At 47.4% G+C, this 20,925-nt stretch carries 17 protein-coding genes; 11 read left to right on the plus strand and 6 right to left on the minus strand.

The window, feature by feature from the left end; translation table 11 throughout:
* Window positions 1-9 precede the first annotated feature (9 nt).
* The gene (locus QUB30_RS18880; protein ID WP_333235355.1) at window positions 10-441 is read right to left on the minus strand and encodes a response regulator; all 432 of its coding nucleotides are present in this window, start codon (window positions 439-441) and stop codon (window positions 10-12) included.
* Window positions 442-701: 260 nt separating this feature from the next.
* Between QUB30_RS18880 and purC the strand changes: the two genes are divergently transcribed.
* The 9 genes from purC (at window position 702) to QUB30_RS18925 (ending at window position 11,012) form a co-directional block, all read left to right on the plus strand.
* Entirely contained in the window at window positions 702-1,430 is a 729-nt protein-coding gene (gene purC / locus QUB30_RS18885) for a phosphoribosylaminoimidazolesuccinocarboxamide synthase (RefSeq protein WP_333336344.1), read from the plus strand.
* Between the two features lie 184 nt (window positions 1,431-1,614).
* A complete protein-coding gene (locus QUB30_RS18890) occupies window positions 1,615-3,996 on the plus strand; it encodes a BamA/TamA family outer membrane protein (protein WP_333336348.1) in 2,382 nt (793 codons plus the stop codon).
* Between the two features lie 187 nt (window positions 3,997-4,183).
* Window positions 4,184-5,026: a UDP-3-O-acyl-N-acetylglucosamine deacetylase gene (lpxC, locus tag QUB30_RS18895; RefSeq protein ID WP_333336350.1), complete on the plus strand. Its 843-nt coding sequence runs from the start codon at window positions 4,184-4,186 to the stop codon at window positions 5,024-5,026.
* 103 nt (window positions 5,027-5,129) lie between these two features.
* Window positions 5,130-5,651 carry a 3-hydroxyacyl-ACP dehydratase FabZ gene (fabZ, locus tag QUB30_RS18900; RefSeq protein WP_333336353.1) on the plus strand — a complete coding sequence of 174 codons (522 nt, stop codon included), beginning with the start codon at window positions 5,130-5,132 and terminating at the stop codon, window positions 5,649-5,651.
* 211 nt (window positions 5,652-5,862) lie between these two features.
* Complete coding sequence (gene lpxA, locus QUB30_RS18905) at window positions 5,863-6,657, plus strand: acyl-ACP--UDP-N-acetylglucosamine O-acyltransferase (protein WP_333336357.1); 795 nt, start codon at window positions 5,863-5,865, stop codon at window positions 6,655-6,657.
* Between the two features lie 192 nt (window positions 6,658-6,849).
* On the plus strand, window positions 6,850-8,022 hold the full coding sequence (gene lpxB, locus QUB30_RS18910) for a lipid-A-disaccharide synthase (protein WP_333336360.1): 1,173 nt from the start codon (window positions 6,850-6,852) through the stop codon (window positions 8,020-8,022).
* Window positions 8,023-8,158: 136 nt separating this feature from the next.
* Window positions 8,159-9,421 (plus strand): DNA cytosine methyltransferase, encoded by a 1,263-nt coding sequence (locus QUB30_RS18915; RefSeq protein ID WP_333336363.1) that lies wholly within the window; start codon window positions 8,159-8,161, stop codon window positions 9,419-9,421.
* A gap of 632 nt (window positions 9,422-10,053) precedes the next feature.
* Complete coding sequence (locus QUB30_RS18920) at window positions 10,054-10,398, plus strand: BON domain-containing protein (RefSeq protein ID WP_333336366.1); 345 nt, start codon at window positions 10,054-10,056, stop codon at window positions 10,396-10,398.
* Window positions 10,399-10,640: 242 nt separating this feature from the next.
* Entirely contained in the window at window positions 10,641-11,012 is a 372-nt protein-coding gene (locus QUB30_RS18925; RefSeq protein ID WP_333336369.1) for a DUF4278 domain-containing protein, read from the plus strand.
* Between the two features lie 118 nt (window positions 11,013-11,130).
* Here the strand turns inward: QUB30_RS18925 and QUB30_RS18930 are convergent, their stop codons facing one another.
* The 3 genes from QUB30_RS18930 to QUB30_RS18940 form a co-directional block, all read right to left on the minus strand.
* Window positions 11,131-12,312 (minus strand): RtcB family protein, encoded by a 1,182-nt coding sequence (locus tag QUB30_RS18930; RefSeq protein ID WP_333336372.1) that lies wholly within the window; start codon window positions 12,310-12,312, stop codon window positions 11,131-11,133.
* A gap of 375 nt (window positions 12,313-12,687) precedes the next feature.
* Window positions 12,688-15,915 carry an efflux RND transporter permease subunit gene (locus QUB30_RS18935; RefSeq protein ID WP_333336375.1) on the minus strand — a complete coding sequence of 1,076 codons (3,228 nt, stop codon included), beginning with the start codon at window positions 15,913-15,915 and terminating at the stop codon, window positions 12,688-12,690.
* Window positions 15,916-16,672: 757 nt separating this feature from the next.
* Window positions 16,673-17,275 (minus strand): thioredoxin family protein, encoded by a 603-nt coding sequence (locus QUB30_RS18940; protein WP_333336378.1) that lies wholly within the window; start codon window positions 17,273-17,275, stop codon window positions 16,673-16,675.
* A gap of 178 nt (window positions 17,276-17,453) precedes the next feature.
* On the opposite strand from QUB30_RS18940, the gene QUB30_RS18945 reads away from it, so the two are divergent.
* Together QUB30_RS18945 and QUB30_RS18950 are read left to right on the plus strand one after the other, a co-directional pair.
* A complete protein-coding gene (locus QUB30_RS18945; RefSeq protein ID WP_006635751.1) occupies window positions 17,454-17,858 on the plus strand; it encodes an NIL domain-containing protein in 405 nt (134 codons plus the stop codon).
* A 65-nt stretch (window positions 17,859-17,923) separates the two neighbouring features.
* Complete coding sequence (locus QUB30_RS18950) at window positions 17,924-18,367, plus strand: hypothetical protein (protein WP_333336380.1); 444 nt, start codon at window positions 17,924-17,926, stop codon at window positions 18,365-18,367.
* A gap of 1,059 nt (window positions 18,368-19,426) precedes the next feature.
* Here the strand turns inward: QUB30_RS18950 and QUB30_RS18955 are convergent.
* Together QUB30_RS18955 and QUB30_RS18960 are read right to left on the minus strand one after the other, a co-directional pair.
* The gene (locus tag QUB30_RS18955; protein WP_333336383.1) at window positions 19,427-20,002 is read right to left on the minus strand and encodes a shikimate kinase; all 576 of its coding nucleotides are present in this window, start codon (window positions 20,000-20,002) and stop codon (window positions 19,427-19,429) included.
* 22 nt (window positions 20,003-20,024) lie between these two features.
* Entirely contained in the window at window positions 20,025-20,912 is an 888-nt protein-coding gene (locus QUB30_RS18960; RefSeq protein WP_333336385.1) for a LapA family protein, read from the minus strand.
* Between the last annotated feature and the right edge of the window lie 13 nt (window positions 20,913-20,925).

Genomic DNA, 20,925 nt, shown 5'->3' on the forward strand with positions numbered 1-20,925 from the left:
TTTATAATTTTAGGGGATTTCGCTCAGCATCCAGTATCTGTTGAGGGTAGCCATAACTTCCACGAAGTTAGAAAAAGTGACAGGTTTAAGAATATACCCCGCTACATTCAAATTATAAGCTTCTACCTTATCTCTATCTTCATTAGAAGTTGTGAGGACGATCACCGGAATCGACCTCAAACTTTCATCCAGCCGCAATTCTCGCAAAAACTCGATCCCGTTCATTCTCGGCATATTCAAATCAAGCAAAATCAACCGGCGCGCTTGAGGCATTGCAGGCTCTATTTTTGCTTCTCCGCGCAATATAGCTAGAGCTTCTAATCCGTTGGCAGCCATGTAGAGGGGGTTAACGATGTTATTTTTTTTGAACGCTCTCCGGACGTTCATCACATCAACCTCATCATCTTCTACCAAGAGGATATGAATTTTTTTGTCTTCCATAAATCAGCCATTTTACAGATGTTTTTTAAGCGCCAGTTTCCTTGGCGAGGTTCAGTCAGTACAGATCGCGAACCCAGCAGCTCTAATTTCTATTGTCCTTTGTCAAGAATCATTTATACCTCACCCGGTGGCGGTATCTATCTGCAGGCGTATTCGCCCGTCAGAGCATCAGCGGCGCAGCCGAGAACCAAAAACTCGCCAATAACGCCCGATCGAGCTACTGTAAAATCTAAAACTCATCTACATTATTATTAATCGCCATGTCAGCCGATCGCAAACTCTACGAAGGCAAAGCCAAAATCCTGTACTCCACCGAAGACAGCGAAATTTTGCTGACCCACTTCAAAGACGACGCCACCGCCTTTAACGCCCAGAAACGCGGTAGCATCGCCGGCAAAGGCGAAATCAACTGTGCCGTATCCGCGCACCTGTTTCGGATGCTAGAAGCCAAAGGCATTCCCACCCACTTCATCGACACGCCGGCCCCCAACGAAATGCGAGTCTGCCGCGTCCAAATCTTGCCCTTGGAAGTAGTTGTCAGAAACATTGCCGCCGGCAGTCTTTGCAAACAAACCGGACTCGCCCTCGGCACAATTATCAATCCGCCGCTGGTCGAGTTTTATTACAAAAACGACGATTTGGGAGACCCGCTGCTGACCCGCGACCGACTGCTGTTAATGCAGCTAGCCACCCCCGAACAAGTAGACCAACTAGACATCGCCGCCCGCGAAATTAACGAAATACTCAAGGAATTTTTCAGCCAGTGCGGCATCACTCTAGTAGACTTCAAACTAGAATTCGGTATCGACCAACATCAAAATCTGATTCTCGCTGACGAAATCAGTCCCGACACCTGCCGCCTGTGGGACAAGGCAGAAACCGACCCCGACGCCCGTGTTATGGACAAAGACCGATTCCGGCGCGACTTGGGAGCGGTAGAAACCGCTTACCAGCAAGTTCTGCAACGGGTTCTAGCTCAGAAAGTCTAGAGGCCTTGGCAATGCGCTAGAATTGCACAGTTTGTCACCCTTGTGCTTTCGATGTCAGCAATCAGCGGTCAACAGTCATATCAATTAGCGGTCAGCGCGAAATTCAACCGACTTAATAACTAATGACTCATGACTGATGACTAATGACTAATGTGGTGTGTGGATTCCAAAAAAGTGAACAAAAATGCGCTTATCTGCTGTATTGGTGGCAGTTTTTACTGCCTCAGCAACATTCGGGTTATCAAATTCTGCAAACGGCCAAACATCCTACTCTGAATCAGCAGAGGAAACTTTGGCCGCCGTTACGCCCGTTGATTCGATCGAATTACCCGATCGCCCCATTGCAGAATTAACCCAAAACCCTCCTCAAAACCGCAAAGCCGCTAAAACTAGCAAAGGGGAAGCCCTAAAAATAGCTGCGGCCCCTGCCAGAGGAGAGAACGACGATCCCCCAAACCGAGTCACAGACCCGTCTTCCCCGGTTTCACCTGCGGGCATTGAACTCAAACCCGAGCTAGCATCCAACCCCTCCCCCGCCTCTAGCAGCCAAAACGCCCTGCACGGGCGATCACAACTCGGCAGCGCGCTCCCCCCATCGGAAGCGGCTGTAACGCCGGCCTGGATCGCAGCAGAGCTAGGGAAACCAGAGGAATCCGGGGCGATCGCTCAAAACGACCAAGTTCCCCCCAGACCGGCCCCGACCAGACCGCCGGCTAACACCGTTCCCACCTTGCCCTCAGTCCCAGCACCGCAGCCGAGACAAACCCCCGCACCCGCCGGGTCCGCCGAACCGCAAGTGCTAGTTGCAGAAGTTACCGTCACCGGGGCGACGGGAGACCTGGAAAGCGAAATTTACCGAGTCATCAGCACCCAACCGGGACGCACGACCAACCGCAGCCAACTGCAACAAGACATCAACGCCATTTTTGCCACGGGCTTTTTCAGAAACGTGCGGGCAGTACCCGAAGACACCCCGTTGGGCGTCCGGGTAACTTTTATTGTCCAGGCAAATCCGGTGCTGCGGGGAGTGACAATCACCGGTCAGCAAGTGCTGCCCCAAAGCGTAATTGACGAAAGCTTCCGCGATCAATACGGCAAAATTCTCAACCTCCGCCGCTTTGAGGAGGGAGTGAAAAAAATTAATACGTGGTATCAAGACAACGGCTATGTTTTGGGCCAAATCACTGATGCCCCGCAAGTAGCAGACGACGGAACAGTGACCCTGCAAGTGGCAGAAGGTCAGATCGAATCCGTTGATGTCCGCTTCCTGAACAAGGAGGGAGAGGCAACAGATGCCACGGGTCAGCCCATCGGAGGCAACACCCGCCGCTTTGTCGTCACCCGCGAAGTAGAACTCAAGCCCGGAGACATCTTTAACCGCACCAAGGCGGAAAGGGATTTGAGACGGGTGTTTGGTTTGGGAATTTTTGAAGACGTGCGGCTTGCCTTGGAACCGGGAACGACAGACCCCCGCAAGGCAAGAGTAATTGTTAACGTCATCGAGAAAAATACTGGTTCTTTGGCGGCGGGTGCGGGTTTGAGTTCGGCGACGGGTTTGTTCGGTACGGTGAGTTACCAGCAACAAAACTTGGGCGGTAGGAACCAGAAATTGGGGGCTGAAGTACAAATCGGGGAACGCCAAACGCTGTTTGACCTGAGTTTTACCGACCCCTGGATTGCGGGCGATCCTTACCGGACTTCTTATACGATTAATGCCTTTAGAAGACGATCGATCAGCGTGATTTTTGACGGCGGCGAAAGGGAAGTCAGATTGCCCAACAACGATCGACCCCGCATCGTCCGCACCGGTGCCGGCATCAATTTCACCCGTCCCCTGGCCCGCAATCCTTTTGCCGATTCTGAGTGGACTGCTTCAGTCGGCTTGCAGTACCAGCGAGTCTCAATTACCGATCGCAAAGGCCGTCGCGAGTCCGAGGACGAACTCGGCAACCAGTTGAGTTTTAGCGATTCGGGCTCGGATGACTTGACAACTTTGCAAGCAGGTGTTGTGCGCGATCGGCGCAACGACCCCCTCCGCCCCACTAGCGGTTCGCTGCTCAGGTTTGGGATGGAACAATCGATTCCTGTAGGTTCCGGCAACATCCTGTTAAACCGCCTGCGGGCCAGCTACAGCTTGTACCTACCAGTCAAGTACACTAACTTTACCCCTGGCCCTCAAACCCTGGCATTCAGTTTTAGAGGCGGCACCGTATTCGGAGATTTGCCTCCCTACGAAGCCTTTGCCTTGGGCGGCGCCAACTCGGTGCGCGGATACGACGAAGGCGACATGGGAGCCGGCCGCAGCTTCCTAGAAGCCAGCGTTGAGTACCGTTTCCCGATTATTTCGTTTATCGGCGGAGCGCTATTTTTGGATGCTGGCACCGACTTGGGTACGGGCAAAGATGTCCCGGGCGACCCGGCCGGTATCCGCGAAAAGCCCGGTAGCGGTTACGGTTACGGCCTCGGCGTGCGGATTCAATCTCCTTTAGGGCCGATCCGGATCGATTACGGTATCAACGACACCGGCGACAATCAAATTCACTTTGGGATTGGTGAGCGATTCTAATTAACGAATAGTCATTAGTCAGCAGTCATTAGTTATTAGTTAGGAGTAAGGGCTAATTGGTAATTGGTAAGGTGCCGATTGCGCACCCTACCAATCCTGTCTCAGGTGCCGATTGCGCACCCTACGGTTAACTTCCTTCTTCGGTCTTTCTTCTTCCCTCTTCGGTCTTTCTTCTTCCTTCTTCCAAATGACTCAACGTACCTTAAAATCTGAATTTGAACTGTCGGGAATCGGTTTGCACAGCGGCGAACAAACTCGCGTCCGAGTTTTGCCTGCTGGGGTTGGTGAAGGCCGCTATTTTGTCAGAATTGACTTGCCCGGTGCTCCAATAATTCCTGCAAAAATTGAGGCAGTTTGTCAGACTGCACTTTCAACTGAACTGGCAGGTATCGACGGTCAAATTCGCACTGTAGAGCATCTATTAGCCGCTTTGGCGGGGATGGGAGCGGATAATGCTCGAATTGAGGTTGATGGGCCGGAAGTGCCGCTGCTGGACGGTTCGGCTCTGGTTTGGGTAGAGGCGATCGCCCGTACCGGCTTAGTTCCTCAAGAATCGAAGCAAGACCCCACTTCCTCCTTCGTCCTAGAACAGCCTATTTGGGTGCGTCACGGGGATGCTTTTGCAGCGGCTTTACCGTCAGCGGAAACTCGGTTTAGTTACGGAATTGATTTTGAAGAACAGGCGATCGGCAATCAATGGTACAGTTGGTCGCCAGAGGCAGAAAGTTTTGCGACGGCGATCGCCCCAGCCCGCACTTTTGGACTTGCTCGCCAAGTTGACCAATTGCGACAAGCAGGTTTGATCAAAGGTGGTACCCTAGAAAACGCCCTAGTTTGCGATCGCTCCGGCTGGCTCAACCCGCCTTTGAGATTTGCCAACGAACCTGTGCGCCATAAAATCCTAGACTTAGCAGGCGACCTCAGTCTGCTAGGAACTTGGCCAAAAGCTCACTACTTGGCTTACAAAGCCAGTCACAACCTGCACGTCCAACTTGCCTTAGCCGTAAACTCCCAAGCGGGCGGGCCGTGAAGGAGACAAGTTAGAAACAAAGGTTCGAGCCAAGCCCCTGTTACAATTCACAACCCAAGACGCGATCCATCGCGTTTCTACCACACTCAAAAGTCTTCAAGCAATGTCCACGCTGACTGAAGTTAACACCCTCAATACTGCTAATTCTGAATCCGTCTCCACCACAAACGGTGAGGATTCTCCAGCGGTTAAATCTACTTTTACTCTCGAAGAAATTCAGAAATTATTACCTCATCGCTATCCTTTTGCATTGGTTGACAAGATTGTTGATTACGTGCCGTCCGAGAGGGCTGTAGGAATTAAAAATGTGACTTTCAACGAACCGCATTTTCAAGGTCATTTTCCCGGACGGCCGATTATGCCTGGGGTATTAATTGTCGAAGCGATGGCTCAAGTTGGCGGTATTGTTCTCGCTCAGTTGCCCGACATCGAGCAAGGATTGTGGATGTTTACCGGAATTGATAAAGTCAAGTTCCGTCGTCAGGTTGTACCGGGCGATCAGTTGCTGATGACTGTAGAATTGCTGTGGGTAAAACGCCGTCGCTTCGCAAAAATCCAGGCTCTGGCTGAAGTAGACGGACAAAAAGTTTGTGAAGGAGAATTGATGTTTTCGATGGTAGATTAAATTGGGGAATTGGTGAGGGCTTGCGGGTAGTTTTGACTTGTGAGTTTTGAATTTAAATTAGAACCGCGAAGCGTTCCTCGGAACGCAGCAATCTTAAAATTTAAAAAATTCCTTCTTTCCTCTTCCTTCTTCCGTCAACATCCATCCGTTAAATCCCTTACACTGCGCGATGCCGAACTTCCTTCCCACTTACCAGCAAAAAAACAGACAAATGCTTACTTTGATTCACCCAACTGCTGTGATTCATCCCGGTGCTGAACTTCACCCGACTGTAGAAGTGGGAGCTTATGCTGTAATTGGGGAAAGAGTGAAAATCGGGCCGAATACTAAGATTGGCGCTCATGCAATTATCGACGGGCTAACCGAAATAGGCGCTCGCAATCAAATTTTCCCCGGTGCGGCGATTGGTTTGGAACCTCAAGATTTGAAATACGAGGGTTCTCCGACTAGGGTGAAAATTGGCGATAGCAATCAGATTCGGGAATACGTGACAATTAACCGCGCTACTGGAGCCGGGGAAAGCACGACTATTGGCAATCATAATCTATTGATGGCTTATGTTCATGTGGGACACAATTGCGCGATCGCCGATCGAGTAATTATCGCGAATGCTGTAGCCTTAGCCGGACACGTTAAAATAGAGTCTCAAGCCCGATTGAGCGGAGTTTTGGGGGTTCATCAGTTTGTCCACATCGGCCGCTTGTCTATGGTGGGCGGCTTGAGCAGGATCGATCGAGATGTACCTCCTTATATGCTAGTCGAGGGGAATCCTTCGAGAGTGCGAGCAATCAACAAAGTCGGTCTGCAACGCGCTGGTTTGACAGAAGAAGATTTGCTTGTTTTGAAAAAAACTTTTCGTATTTTATACCATTCTGGCTACACTCTCAATCAAGCTTTGGAGCAGTTGGATTTGTTACCAGAAAACGCCCACTTGCAGCACCTGCGGAGATTTGTGCAGCAGTCTGTAACCAAAGGGCGGCGCGGTTTGATTCCTGGCAAAAAGTAAATGAGGCCTATATTAATTCTTTCGGGTCAGAAGAATTAGTATTGTTGAACCGCGAAGACGCAAAGGAAACGAAGGAAGAAGTAAAAGAAGTAGAAGAAGTAGAAAGAAGCTGTAGGGTGCGTCAGTCACCACCTAGAGGTAACTCAAAGAGTTTTTAGTCTGACGCACCTTACCGATGATATTGAGGAGTTTATGAAAATTTTTATTAGCACTGGTGAAGTTTCTGGAGATTTGCAAGGAGCTTTGTTAATTGCAGCGTTAAAACGTCACGCTGTCGCCGCAGGTTTGGAGTTAGAAATCACAGGATTGGGCGGCCCTCGTATGGCGGAAGCTGGTGCTACTATTTTAGGCGATACTGTGGGCATTGGTTCTATGGGCCTTATAGAATCTGTACCCTATATTTGGCCGACGATCAAAGTTCAGGAAAAAGCTAAACAATATCTAAAAAACTTCCCCCCCGATGCGGTTGTATTGATTGATTATTTGACTCCAAATCTCGGTATTGGCAGCTACATCCGCCGCTGTTTGCCGGATTTGCCGGTGGTTTGGTACATCGCACCTCAAGAATGGGTTTGGTCGATTTCTCCTCGCAATACCGATCTGATTGTCAATATTTGCGACAAACTTTTGGCAATTTTCCCCGAAGAAGCTTCTTATTATCGAAAAAAAGGAGCCGAAGTGAGTTGGGTTGGGCATCCTTTGGTGGATAGAATGCAATCTGCGCCCAGCCGGGAAGTTGCCCGCAAAACTTTAGGAATTGTGCCCGAACAGGTATCGATCGCCCTAATTCCCGCTTCCAGGCACCAAGAACTCAAGTACCTGATGCCGGTTATATTTGAGGCAGCTCAAATTATTCAAGCTAAATTGCCGGAAGTTCATTTTTTGATTCCGCTTGCTAACAAAGCTTTCCGCAGCAAAATCGAACAGGCGATCGAGAATTACGGTTTGCGGGCTACTTTGTTAGAAAATCAAACTCTGGAAATCTTGGCGGCTGCCGATCTGGCGATTACTAAATCTGGTACTGTTAATTTGGAGTTGGCTTTGCTGGATGTTCCGCAAGTTGTCCTCTATCGCGTCAGTCCGATTACGGCGATTATTGCTCGCCACGTGCTGAAATTTTCGATTCCTTTTATGTCTCCGCCCAATTTGGTGCAAATGAAGCCGATCGTCCCGGAGTTGCTGCAAGACGAGGCGACTGCGGAAAATATAGTGAACCACGCACTGGAATTGCTGCAAAATGCCGATCGACGCCAGCAAACTTTGGCAGGTTATCGGGAAATGCGCGAAAGTCTCGGAGATGTGGGTGTGTGCGATCGGGCCGCTGCGGAAATCATGAAAAATGTCAAATTAAATACAGCTTATTAAAGCAATTTTTGTATTAAAAGGTTATGTAGAAACCCGGTTCCTTTGTGGATGGCTTCTTGACAAACCCACGATTTATTACCAGAAACGCGGTTGATTTCCTTAATTTCTATTAAAGCAACTTTTTTATTGAAATGTTATGCCAAGCAATCGGAAAAAGCGACCGATCGCTGTTGATTTATTTGCAGGCGCGGGCGGCATGACCCTGGGCTTTGAACAAGCAGGTTTTGATGTACTCGCATCAGTCGAAATTGACCCTATTCACTGCGCCACACACGAGTTTAATTTCCCGCTGTGTTCTATTCTGTGCAAAGATGTCACACAGCTTACGGGTTCAGAAATTCGGAAAAAATCGGCGATCGGGCGGCGCGAGATAGACGTAGTAATCAGCGGTTCGCCCTGTCAAGGATTCTCCATGATGGGCAAGCGCGATGTTGACGACCCGCGAAATTCTCTAATTTTTCACTTTCAACGCTTAGTTTTGGAGCTAAAACCAAAGTTTTTTGTAATGGAAAATGTGCCGGGGATTGCATCAGGAGAACACAAAGAACTCCTGAATATTTTAATTAGCTCTTTTCTGGAAGCAGGCTATAAAGTAGAAGAAAATTATCAAGTTCTCAACGCTGTTAACTACGGAGTGCCTCAAGCTCGCAAACGATTATTTCTGATTGGCTGCAAAAAAGATTATGAGCTGCCAAAATACCCTCAGCAAACGACTATACTGCCGAAAGTTAAAATTCCTAAACGCTATAAAAAAATTAATTTACCTGCTGTCCCGACAGTTTGGGATGCGATTGGAGATTTGCCGGATGTGGAAAAGTACAGCGAGTTGCTGCACAGAGATTGGGTAATGGCGGAGTACGGAAAGTGCAGCACTTACGCGAGTATAATGCGCGGAATTGATGGTTTGGATGATGATTATTCCTACGATCGCGAGTACGATCGACAAATCCTCTCTTGTAGTTTGCGAACTAAGCATTCTCAGGAATGTATGGAAAGGTTTCAGGCTGCCAAACACGGCGAAAAAGAGCCGATCAGCCGTTTTTACAAGCTTCACCCCGACGGAGTTTGCAACACTCTCAGGGCGGGAACCGACAGGGCGAGGGGGGCTTATACTTCGCCGAGACCGATTCACCCGATCGCCCCTCGGTGCATTACAGTCAGAGAAGCTGCGCGGCTGCATTCTTATCCTGACTGGTTTAGATTTCACGTTACAAAATGGCACGGTTTTCGCCAAGTCGGAAATTCTGTACCGCCGCTATTGGCGAAAGCTGTAGCAGCACAGATTATTAGCGCTTTGGGCGTGACAGCAATTAAGCCGAGTCTCAAGCTGACATGGGGAGATGATTCGTTGCTTAAACTGAATTGGTCGGAAGCAGAACAATATTATCTAAAAAGTTAAGAATTAGATTTAACTATCTCTAATTGGGAAATGGTGAGTAGTAATTGGGACTTGAGAATTGCAGTCCTGGACGCATCGGCACCCAGAAACCGGGTTTTTTACCTTGGGTGCGGTCTACAACGCGTATTTTCGTAAAAAAACCGGTTTCTAAACAATCGTGCGTCAGTCCTAAATTGGTAATTGCTAATTGCTAATTCCTAAACAAGTAGTGATTTTTGCCTTTCATCTGCTTCTACAGACCGGGTTAGATCAAATCGCACCACTACTTATGCAGGACTACCCCCAATTAAGCGCGAGTTACGGTTCCTTGTATCAGTGGACACAGATCGATGACCGGCACGAGATGTCCCCGGTAATTAAACAAAACGGGAATGTATTCGGGCGCATTCTGCAGTTTTTTAAGGTGACAGTGGGGCAACTATTTCGACCACGCCTCTGCTATCCAAGGCGTAGCGATCGTCCTATACATCAAATAGCAACATCAACATCTAGATACTATTTAAGATTTTAGATTGTGAAAGTCTCCCGATAAAACATTTTGATAAATTTCGCTGAGTTTTGCAACAATTACGAGTCTTTTGGAATTCTAGAGCTATCGTGTAAAAAGTGTATTTTCAGGAGACTCAACTACTATGGGTTGGTTTAAAAGACTGTTCGGACTCGAAAAGCCTGAAGCCCCGGCTGAACCGATGGCACAAGTAGTACAGCAAGCAGCACAAGCGCAATCCATCGCTCCAGCTAAAGTCGGCCCAGACGGAAATTTTGACGAAAGTGGCCTCGCGAAGCGGGTGGCTTTAGCTTTTGACGGCGATCCAGAAGTTGCTGATATCGAGACTGTTTATGTGGCTCAGCTCAGCGGCACGGTTGTTCTCAAAGGTCAAGTTCCCAGTCAGGAAATTCTCGACAAGTTGGTGGCGATCGCCTCTGCTGAAGAAGGTGCCGCAGGCGTGCAAACCGATCAGGTGACAGTCGGCTAGTTCTTCGGAACCGAAGCAGTTTCGCTCAGGGTGCTGCTCCAATTAGTCCAAAACTCGATTAAACCCGCTGCGGCGGGTTTTTTCTTGCCGTCTCCCCCTCAAAATATTAATTATTGTAAATAAAAGCGATTTATCTAAAAAAACAGTATAATTGAATACAGAAACTAAAAAAGTTTTAGCCAAGAAAATCAACCCTGACCTGACTGCCCTTTTTATCTTCATACATATAAGGATCAAAAAATATGAAACTCACTTATCGCGGTTCAAACTACGAGTACGACATTCCTACAGTTGATATGGTCGAAGGCGAAGTCGCGGGCAAATACCGGGGCCAAAACTGGAACTATCGGTATCCGAGACACATTCCCAACCCCAAAAAATACGGTGGCACCAACAATACCAAAAAGCGAGATGCTCAAGCTGGCGATCGGGATGTGGCAGCAGCTCGCGCCTCAACGACGGTGGAATATTACCCAACAGTTGTGGAAGTGGCGCAAGTGCACCAGGCGAATATTTGCAACATTCTCGATCGTAGAAAGCAAGCAGCCAAGGCCAAGGGCGATGAAACACTGCTGCGCTTGCTAGAAATTGAGTCGAGACAGATGGTGTGTTAGAGAAAAGCTTCAGAAAACAAAGCGTTTGTCAAGAGGGGGAAATCGAGTTAAGCTCAATTTCCCCCTCTTGCCATACAGCACTTGTCAGATAGGTGAAGTACAAATAAACCAGTTTCTGTCACCCCTTGACACAAACCACCTGCTTCAAAGTCGCCACAACTTCCACCAAATCCGACTGCTGACTCATCACCTCCTCAATCGGCTTATAAGCCCCCGGAATTTCATCTAAAAATTGCTCATCTCTGCGACACTCAACCCCGTCAGTCTGCCGCACAAAATCATCAAGAGTAAATACATTTTTAGCTTGAGTGCGAGACATCAAGCGCCCCGCACCGTGACTGCAACTACAGTAACTTTCAGCATTTCCCTTCCCTTTAACAATGAAAGATTTCGCCCCCATCGAACCCGGAATAATCCCGTAATCCTCAACATCCGCGCGCACAGCACCCTTGCGAGTCACATACACATCTTCGCCAAAATGCACCTCTTTTTCCGCGTAATTGTGGTGGCAATTCACCTCTAATAACGGTTTAACAGATTTGCCGCCCGCGACGTGCTTTTCGACAATCCGCTTAAACCGATTCATCATTACATCGCGATTAAAACGAGCATAATCTTGAGCCCACTGCAAATCGTGCCAGTAAGCGGCAAACTCCCGCGTACCCGCTACAAAATAAGCCAAATCTTTGTCAGCCAGATTAATTTCTGCCAGTTTAGCTAAATGTTTAGCAGTCTCGATGTGCTGCTGTGCTAGCAAATTCCCTATGCCGCGAGAACCGGAATGCAGCATCAGCCAAACAAAGTTTTCAGTATCAACGCAAACCTCAATAAAATGATTGCCACCACCCAGGGAACCCATTTGTTTTAAGGCTTTATTGTCTTGGTGCTGTACGCCTTGATGAAGTTCCTTAAACTCGCCCCATTTTTGCCAGTTAGTGACAGTTTTTTCTACTTCTTTATTTTCCGCAAATCCCACAGGGATTGCGGCTTCGATATCGAGGCGAATTTGTTTGAGTTTGCCTTCTAATTTGTTGGCGGTGAAAGGCATTTTGATCGCAGCCATCCCGCAACCAATATCCACGCCCACCGCAGCCGGAATAATCGCTTCTTTTGTGGCAATTACGGAACCGACTAAAGCACCTTTTCCTAAATGTACATCCGGCATTAGTGCGACGTGTTTGAATACAAATGGCAAAGATGCTACATTTTCTGCCATCTTGGTTTCTTTTTCGCCCAGGGCGTGATTTGCCCAAGATAATACTGGTTTTGGGGTTGATATGTCTAATTTTTCGTAGGGCATTTTTGTTTAAGTTTGTTTTGCCAGTTTTTTATGTAGTATTATTGTAACACAAAAAAAATGGATGTCAAACACACCTTATTGACTAATTCTAGGCGTCTCAACTGAACATCCAATTCAGTACCGGTATTACTTGTGAGTTCCGCAGTCCGACAGGGAATGAATTCCCTGTCTCATAGCAAAAGTCCTCTCAAAGAGGACTAAAATCGATCGCACTTTCCCTCAAAATCTACAGTCGGTTTTTAGCTGGTTCCCAGGCTCTGCCTGGGAACCGATGTCCAGAGGCTCTGCCTCGCTGTCTGGGAAGAAGTGGAGGCAGAGCCTCCGGATCTGTGTTCCTAGGCAGAGCCTAGGAACGAGGAAAACGAGGAGAAATTCCTATAAATTCGGAGTCTTTCTCGCCGCCTTCTGTACGGGAATAGCAACCGCCTGCGGCTTCTTCTTCGCTGCAAACATCCCAAAGAAATCGTGCAGCAAAATATAGAAACAGGGAATAATAAACAGCGTCAGCAGCGTCGCCAGCGACAAACCCGAAAACACCACCACACCCAAAGGCTGCAGAAACTCCGAACCTTCTCCAATTCCCAAAGCTAGGGGAAACAAACCCAAAACTGTAGTAATAGTTGTCATCAAAATCGGACGCAAGCGCTGAGGTGCCGCCCTGAGAATTGCTGTTGTGCGATCGACCCCTTCCTCTTCCCGAATTTGGTTCGCCAACTCCACCATAATAATACCGTTATTCACGATAATTCCCACTAGCAAAATTGCCCCGATCATCACCGTCGCACCGATCGCAGTTTTGGTCACATAAAGCCCGAATACTCCCGCCGCCAACGCCAGCGGCACTGTCAGCAAAATCACCAGCGGGTCAACCAAAGAATTGTACTGCACCGCCATCGCTACAAACACTAAAAAAGTCGCCAACCCTCCCAAAAGCTTGAGAGAAGTTTGCAATTGCTCATTAGTTTCAGCAGCCGAACTCGGCACAATTCTTACTCCTCGCGGCAACTTCAGTTCTGATAAAACTGCATCGACTTGCTGAACAGCATCGCCGAGACTTGCACCCTTATTCAAGTTTCCGACAACTAAGAAAACTTGGCGCTGATTGAGACGCTGAATTTCTGCAGGCGCTTTGCCGATCGTAATATTGGCCACGTCGCTTAAACGGATGATGCTGTTATTGCCGCCAGATAATGGAATTTGTCCGAGTTGGGGAATAGATTTGACAGAAGTGCGATCGAACTGCACCCGCACATCTATTAATCGGTTTCCCCGCTGCAACTGAGTGGGAACAGCACCTTCAATTGCTGTCTGAATTGTCTCCCCAATATCTTGGGCTGTCAGCCCGTACACAGCAGCCCTTTCCCAGTCTGGACGAATTTGTACCTCTGACTGCGGCGGGTCTGCCTCCGGTCGAAACCGGGCTAATTTTACCTTCTCATCTAATGCTTTTAATATCTGACGGCCTGCTTCCTGCAATGATTCTTCAGTGTCCCCCTGAACCACGACATCAATTTCGCCACCCCGCACTGGAGAATTAGTTAAAACTAAACCCCTAATCGATTCTGGAACTAACCGCAGACGAGTTCCTTTAGGAAGGTCAATTTTTTTCAATTCCTCAGTCATTCTTTCTGTAAAGTCGGTGGTATTGGTACCAGATTTGAGCGTAATTGTGCTGCTTCCCCGGAGCAAATTTTCAACCGTATTGTTGCCGAACAGCAGCCCTCCCGCTGTCGTTAAAGTGTACTCTGTTTCTGGCTGTTCTAGTAGAATTTTATCGACAGCAGCAATCACTTTTTGATTTGTTTCCAAGTTAGTACCCGGAGGAAATGAAGCAAATAATCTGGCTTGGCTTGTATTAACTCTTGGCAAAATTTCTTGGGGAATTTGTCCCACCATCACCCAAGTGCCGCCACCTAAAATTACAAAAGCGAGGGCAATGATAATTAACCGCAAACCCAGCACTTTTGACAGCATTGAACCGTAGGCTCGCGTGCCGTTTTCAAAACCGCGGTTGAAATGTTTTATCGGCCCGAACTGACTGATACCGCTGGAATAAGACATTCCCATCAAGCGAGAAGTCAGCATCGGCACTACCGTTAAAGCTACTAGCAGAGACGCTGCTACTGCAAAGCTAATTGTCAAAATCAATTCGTTAAATAGCAGTGAAAAGAAGCCACCGATCAGCAAAAATGGCAGCACTGATACTAAGTTTGCCGCTGTAGAGGCAACCATTGCTGATTCTACTTCTTCACTCCGCTCTACCGACTCTTCTATCGTGCGTTCTTTTCGATCTTTGATTTTGCCTTTTTTCAGATGAGGGTTGCTGTCTAGACCGACTACAATATTTTCTAAAATAACTACGCTGGTATCGATCGCCTGACCGATTCCTAGCGCTAAACCGCCTAAACTAAATAAATTCAGCGACATACCGAACAGCCGCATTAAAATAATGGCTGCTAGAGTACACAGGGGAATAGTCAGAGAGATAATCAGGGTTTGTCTCAGGGAGCCTAAAAAGAACAAAACTGCGATCGCAGCCAGCACTGCCCCTGAAACCCCCGCATTCGCCACATCGGCTAAGGAATTGCGGATAAATCTGGATTCGTCTAAGGTAGTAACTACGGTCATGTCCGCCGAAATTAAGCCCGACTCCTGCATTTCCTTGATGCGATTTTTCACTCCGTCTACAACAGTAATCGTGTTGGCGTCCGGCTGTTTCAAGATGCTAATTTTAACGGCAGGTTTTTGATTGAGAAAAACTTTTACTCGCTGTTCTTCCGTTCCGTCATTGACTTGGGCAAAATCGCGCAGGTAAACTCGTTTTGGCGGGTTGGAACCGGATACTTGAAAGGAAAGATTGGCGATTTCAGAAGCTGTTTTAAAGCGACCGATTGTGCGCGTCAGCGGTTCGTTAGATTCTTGCCGCAGCCGGCCGCCAGAAGTGTCTAAATTGCGATCGCGCAAAGCATTAAAAACGTCGTTAAGATTAACTCCTAAACTTTGCAGCCGGTTCAGGTCAATATTAACTTGAATTTCTTCTTGAACGCCGCCGGAAACGTCAACGGAAGCTACTCCGGGAATAACGTTAATTTCCCTGGCTAATTCTTCATCGGCAAATACCCGCAAATCTACCCCTTGTCGCGAGTCTGAAGTCAGGGCAAATTCGTAAACCGGCTGTTGAGAAGGGTCAAATTTAAACAGATTTGGCGATTCAACCGTATCGGGAAGTCGGTTGCGAATGCGGTTGACGGAGGCTGTAGCGTCATTAAGAGCCTGGTCAATATCGCCGCCAGGTCTGAAGAATAAATCGACGCTGACTTGTCCTTCCCGCGTGCGGGAAAAAACTTGCGTGACTCCTTCTGTTGCTGAAAGTCCTTGTTCGAGGGGGCGGGTAATTTCGTCAACTGCAACTTCTGGCGAGACTCCGGGGGCGTCTAAGCGCACGCTGATGCGGGGATAGGTGATGGAGGGCAGCAAGTCAACGGGCAGTTGGGTGATGTAGAAAATGCCCACGACTATAATCGCAAGTGTCAGCATGAGGGTGCCGATGTGGCGGCGAATGGCGGTCGCACTAATGCTGAATCCGGTTTTGTCGGCGGTCATCTGTCAATTTTCCTCACTACTTGTTGGCGGTTGACTTGCGTGAATCTGACTGTTCGATCAATTCTAGTAGGGTGCGTCAGTCTTGATTTTTTGGGAGAATCAGAGAATATTTAGGCTCGGCACCTTACAACTACTATAATAAATCTTAATAAATTATGAAAAATATTTTTTTGAATATTCCTTTAGAGGTAGTCGATCGCGCAAATGGGTTTATACTCAGCACAATCTCTAACCGTACTTTTAAAATAGCCCTAATTCCGGTAAAATATCGGCTTACGGCTTAGGCTTGTAACAGCAGCTAGAGCGCTTAAAGCTCTGTAAAGCTTACTGAGGGAGTAAGAATCATGCTCAATGGAGAATGCTATGGGAAATCGCAGGCTCAAAGAAATTTGTGATGATATTTCGATATTTTTATTAAGAATCAGATTTAAATGTTTGTATTTTTGGGTGCGAAATAAATGTAATATTTTACTTTTTTTTATTAATCTTTTATTAAACATTCTCAAATTGATTGCTGGGGCTGCCGTGGTTTTCGGTTTAATGTTAATTCTGGGTCATTTCTGCGAAGTTGACATACACATTAACCGAGCGCGCGTTACTATCAACTATCAGTGTCCTGCACCAGTCATAAAGCCCGATCCTCCGGTTGCTTATATACTCAGCAGGGTTTCACGTTTCTGAGCTTGCTGAGTATACACCACCATTTTTACCGTCAAACCGCTCCTAATGACTAATGACTAATGACTACTGACTTTTTTCACTGTACTTGACTGCCGTGGGCGCGGGGGTCGGAGCTACTTGTTTTCACAGGCCCTGTGGGGGGAGTAAAATTAGAAACTTGACCTGCTGCTTGGACGTGTGGCAGAGGTTTTCCTGCAATTAAAGCTTCTAAGTTAGCTTCCATAATAGTGCGCGGCATTTCGCCGATTGTTTCAGCAACCGCACTGCCTTTATCGTTCAAATAGACAAAGTGCGGAATGCCGTCTACTCGATATTTAGTGATTTCTGGCAGCCATTTGTCATTGTCTACATTTAGCATTACAAAATTCAGCGGTTCGGCGTATTTCTGTTTGATTTCGCTCAGATCGTTAGCCATTGCCTGACAGCTACCGCACCAATTAGCATAAAATTCCATTAGCGTGGGTTTGCCGTTTGCTAAAGCTGTTTCTAAGGGTGCGGAGGCTTTTGCCATTTCAGTGAGACTACTTGACGGCGTTTGAGTTTGCAGCCCGAAGAAGATAGATACTGAAAGGGCGATCGCTGCTAACGCGATCGTTAAGTTTCTGATGCGCGTAGCGACTTTTGTTTCGGGATTTTGGGGTGCGGGGGCAGCAGTTGAGTTGGGCGAATTGAGAGTCATAAAATAAATGGCGATTTTATTTTTATGTTTTTATTTTTAATAACCGATTCATATTATACCACATTTTGAGAGAATGAGACTAATCTCATTAAATATTTAACTAAGGTCAGTAATTAGAAAAAGTGCGCTAGAACATAAGATAAGATACATTGTTTGTAAATTACCGAGGAGTTGCAGGGTGAAAAAACGGGTGACGCTGACGTTTCCGCAACGATCGATCCAAATGCCTGTCACCTATCGACTAGCCAAGGATTTTAATGTTGCTGCCAACATTATCCGCGCTCAGGTGGCTCCGAATCAAGTCGGCAAACTGGTGCTAGAGTTATCAGGGGATATCGACCAACTAGAAGCGGCGATCGACTGGATGCGATCGCAAAATATCGGCGTTTCCCTAGCCAGTCGGGAAATACTCATAGACGAAGATATCTGCGTTCACTGCGGTTTGTGTACGGGGGTTTGCCCGACAGAAGCCTTGACCCTTGACCCCGAAAGCTTTAAACTAAGTTTTGCTCGATCGCGGTGTATCGTTTGCGAGCAGTGCATCCCCACTTGTCCGGTGCAAGCTATTTCTACTAACCTCTAGACACTGTACAAACTCATCGGGCTCATCATCTTTTTTTTGCCTGGTTCTCCTAATTGTGCCATTGGATGAAAAAAAACTCTTGGGTTTCCCTAACTCTACTTTTTGTTACTTATTTCACTTTGGGCTGGAAATTATCGGAGTTTGATGTTCCACCGCACCTGACTTGGTTTCTAGCCATAGCTTCAATTTTAGTGTTGGCTGTCGCCTTGGCGTTCCCTCTGAGAGGCATAAAGGCCTTAATTTTGCGGTGGTTTTCGAGTGATATCGGTGCTTTTCTTTCTATTATTGTAGGAGCTTTTGTGGCAGTGGTAGTTTTTGCCTGGATGCACCTTTTTGCTACTTGTTTACTCTTGATTTCAGCCGGAGCTTTGGCAAGACTCGATATTCAAATGTCTGGTTGGAAGAATTGGCGGGCTTTTGCGGTATTAGCTACCATTTCTTTAACAGGTGTGGGGTTGGGCGGAGCGATGGAGTTTTTGTTAAAAACAGGCAGGCTCGTATTCTCTTAATGAGGAACGGGAAATTCATCCAACCAAATTCTATAACTCGCAACGGATATTTAGCCGAAAACTATCAGATCGCCCATCAATAAATACAGCTTATTTTTTTTCAATCCCCCACCGGATTAATTCCCCGTTCCGCGCCGTAATCATAGCAGTTTTCAAGCCTGGTGAGGTACAGCATCTCAATTGCCGATTCCCCGTTGCGGGTTACTAATTCCCAATTACTAATTACTAATTACCAATTACCGACAAACCTGGGGTGGAACTGAAAACCCCTAGGGCAGTATTGAACTGTAGCGACTTTTGCTCAAAATGTTATTGCCAAGATCCCGCAAGTCCCGCAGCCAAAAACTCGACCGCAATAAAAAAGCAGCTTTAGGGAGCTGCTCGTCAGAATGCATGAGGTATTGTTTTTAGAATAGGACAGCTTAGATGCGATCGATGCAGGGTTACATTTTTTGATACGGGAGAGTTGATGAGTGAATGGACGATCGTAAAATCGTCACATAGGACGATAGCATTGATGCTAAATTTCCCGACAATCAAGTTAGCGTTTAACTGTCCTTGCGCCCTACAGCCCTTCAGCGGTGGGGCCCTTTTATTTTTAGGGAGAACTCAATAGCCGACTTTAACGCATCAGACGAGTCTGCCATTAGTTTTTCCATAAAATCTCCCCATCCCCGAATCCTCACACTTAAAAAAAACTTACGCCTCGCATCCACTCAAACCCGGTTGATTCCCAAACATTGGGCGGTTAAACCGACACATTCACGCAGAAATCAGTATTTTTACGGGTAATCCATTTTAGATTTTAGAATACAGAATTGAAGAATTGGGAATGACTTATCACATAAGGGTTGGGATCGCGAGGCTAAAGTTGCACGATCCGTCCTGGCCGCACGCTTCCCAAAAAAACCCGGTTTCTCGTTGTCACCTTCGAGCGTATATTACCCAATTACGTGAAGAAACGGGGTTTTTGCGTCCAAGACAGGTTATTTTTTTTGAAACGGTATCAAAAGTCCTCAGAAGCCTGTTATTTTTCCACAAATCGGTTTTCCGAGTGTATTAATTGATATCATGTCCGGTTTCTGATTTGATATCATGCCCGGTTTCTGATTTGAGAACTTTGTGGATTTCCTCTATGGCCCTAGTGGCGACCTCTTCAGGTCTTTCGCCTACACGAATGCAAACTCGGACATCTGCTTGAGTGTAGAAACGCTCTCGCTCGTTCAAAAGGCTTTGCAGCTTAGATTTGATCTGGCCCTCCCGCAGTAGGGGTCGAGCGGTGTCCGAACGCAGTCGATCGTACAGTTGATCTACAGGCACATCCAGCCAAACCACTATACCGTAGTGCAAGTAACCCCAATTCATCGATCGGGCAACAATACCGCCGCCCGTAGCCACGACCGAATTTTTATAAGCAGACAATTCCCCGAGCACTTTAGTTTCTAGTTCCCGAAATGCCTCTTCCCCTTCTCGCTCAAAAATCTCAGCAATTGACTGATTAGCAACTCGAACAATTAGTTCATCAGTATCAAAAAAACGGTATTTTAATTTTCTTGCCAAAATCCGCCCCACCGTTGTTTTTCCCGCACCCATCATTCCGACGAGATAGATATTCACTCCCCTCAACCAATCCACTGCCAAATCCTCCGATATTTTTCTATTTTTTCAAGTCAATCCGCCCGCCACTGGGGGGTTCGTCCTCCTCAAACTCATCATCCTCATCTAATCCCCAATCATCCTCAGCTTCTACACTAGGATTGTTCGGTACTTCCCCGCCACCTGGCTTAGGTATCGCATCTTGCGGGGGAACCAGCACCCGATACTCTGCATCGTAGACAGACTCAGTTTGCCCCACCCCTGACTGGCTCGGATCTCGATACCCGTAAGAGTATACCGAGCCAGCCCAAGACTTGCTTTTCGGTTCCTGTTTAGCTTCGTAATCCCTCGGATTTGCCCCTGCAACGTCATTTACCTGCGGTCGATCGGGAACATCGCGATCGTCCCCCCAATCATCATCACCGCCTTGAGAGCCGGATTTTGAGCCATCTGAGACCCAATCATCCTCATCGTCTGCCGCTGCTGCATAAGTCCCCGGTTGAGCGTAATCCTTCGCCCCAGCAGGGTTCGGAGTTTCTTGCTGGAAAGTCCGGGCACTGTAACCCGCAGGTGTCCCGTACTCAGTTCGGTAGGAAGCAGCAGACTGAGTTTGGCTATTTTCCCAATTCAGATCCGGGTCAATTTCCTGTTTTCTAGGAGGGGGAGGCGAGGTGTAAGGTGTCCTCATGTCTTTCCCGAAACTATCGGGACGGCTGCGACTGTCACCGATACGGTCTCGCGTTTGAGATAGGTAATTTGAAAAAGCGAGCAAACCAGAAATTAATAAAGAGGTGACAACTCCCGCCGCCATGCCGAGCAAAATCCAAATAGATAAGGGCAAAGCAGGCGATCGAACTCCCAAAAACACCAGCGATAATGCCGGCTCCACATTTTGCAGGGCAAAAATAGTTAACCCCACCACAATTACTAGCAAAAATACAGGTCGCATATCAAATTTTAAT

This window comes from Microcoleus sp. BROC3 (assembly GCF_036702515.1).
GTDB lineage: Bacteria > Cyanobacteriota > Cyanobacteriia > Cyanobacteriales > Microcoleaceae > Microcoleus.

Excerpts from the sequence above, each read along its gene's own strand:
- QUB30_RS18880 (WP_333235355.1), bottom strand. The coding sequence starts at position 441 with ATGGAAGACAAAAAAATTCATATCCTCTTGGTAGAAGATGATGAGGTT.
- purC (WP_333336344.1), top strand. The coding sequence starts at position 702 with ATGTCAGCCGATCGCAAACTCTACGAAGGCAAAGCCAAAATCCTGTAC.
- QUB30_RS18890 (WP_333336348.1), top strand. The coding sequence starts at position 1,615 with ATGCGCTTATCTGCTGTATTGGTGGCAGTTTTTACTGCCTCAGCAACA.
- lpxC (WP_333336350.1), top strand. The coding sequence starts at position 4,184 with ATGACTCAACGTACCTTAAAATCTGAATTTGAACTGTCGGGAATCGGT.
- fabZ (WP_333336353.1), top strand. The coding sequence starts at position 5,130 with ATGTCCACGCTGACTGAAGTTAACACCCTCAATACTGCTAATTCTGAA.
- lpxA (WP_333336357.1), top strand. The coding sequence starts at position 5,863 with ATGCTTACTTTGATTCACCCAACTGCTGTGATTCATCCCGGTGCTGAA.
- lpxB (WP_333336360.1), top strand. The coding sequence starts at position 6,850 with ATGAAAATTTTTATTAGCACTGGTGAAGTTTCTGGAGATTTGCAAGGA.
- QUB30_RS18915 (WP_333336363.1), top strand. The coding sequence starts at position 8,159 with ATGCCAAGCAATCGGAAAAAGCGACCGATCGCTGTTGATTTATTTGCA.
- QUB30_RS18920 (WP_333336366.1), top strand. The coding sequence starts at position 10,054 with ATGGGTTGGTTTAAAAGACTGTTCGGACTCGAAAAGCCTGAAGCCCCG.
- QUB30_RS18925 (WP_333336369.1), top strand. The coding sequence starts at position 10,641 with ATGAAACTCACTTATCGCGGTTCAAACTACGAGTACGACATTCCTACA.
- QUB30_RS18930 (WP_333336372.1), bottom strand. The coding sequence starts at position 12,312 with ATGCCCTACGAAAAATTAGACATATCAACCCCAAAACCAGTATTATCT.
- QUB30_RS18935 (WP_333336375.1), bottom strand. The coding sequence starts at position 15,915 with ATGACCGCCGACAAAACCGGATTCAGCATTAGTGCGACCGCCATTCGC.
- QUB30_RS18940 (WP_333336378.1), bottom strand. The coding sequence starts at position 17,275 with ATGACTCTCAATTCGCCCAACTCAACTGCTGCCCCCGCACCCCAAAAT.
- QUB30_RS18950 (WP_333336380.1), top strand. The coding sequence starts at position 17,924 with ATGAAAAAAAACTCTTGGGTTTCCCTAACTCTACTTTTTGTTACTTAT.
- QUB30_RS18960 (WP_333336385.1), bottom strand. The coding sequence starts at position 20,912 with ATGCGACCTGTATTTTTGCTAGTAATTGTGGTGGGGTTAACTATTTTT.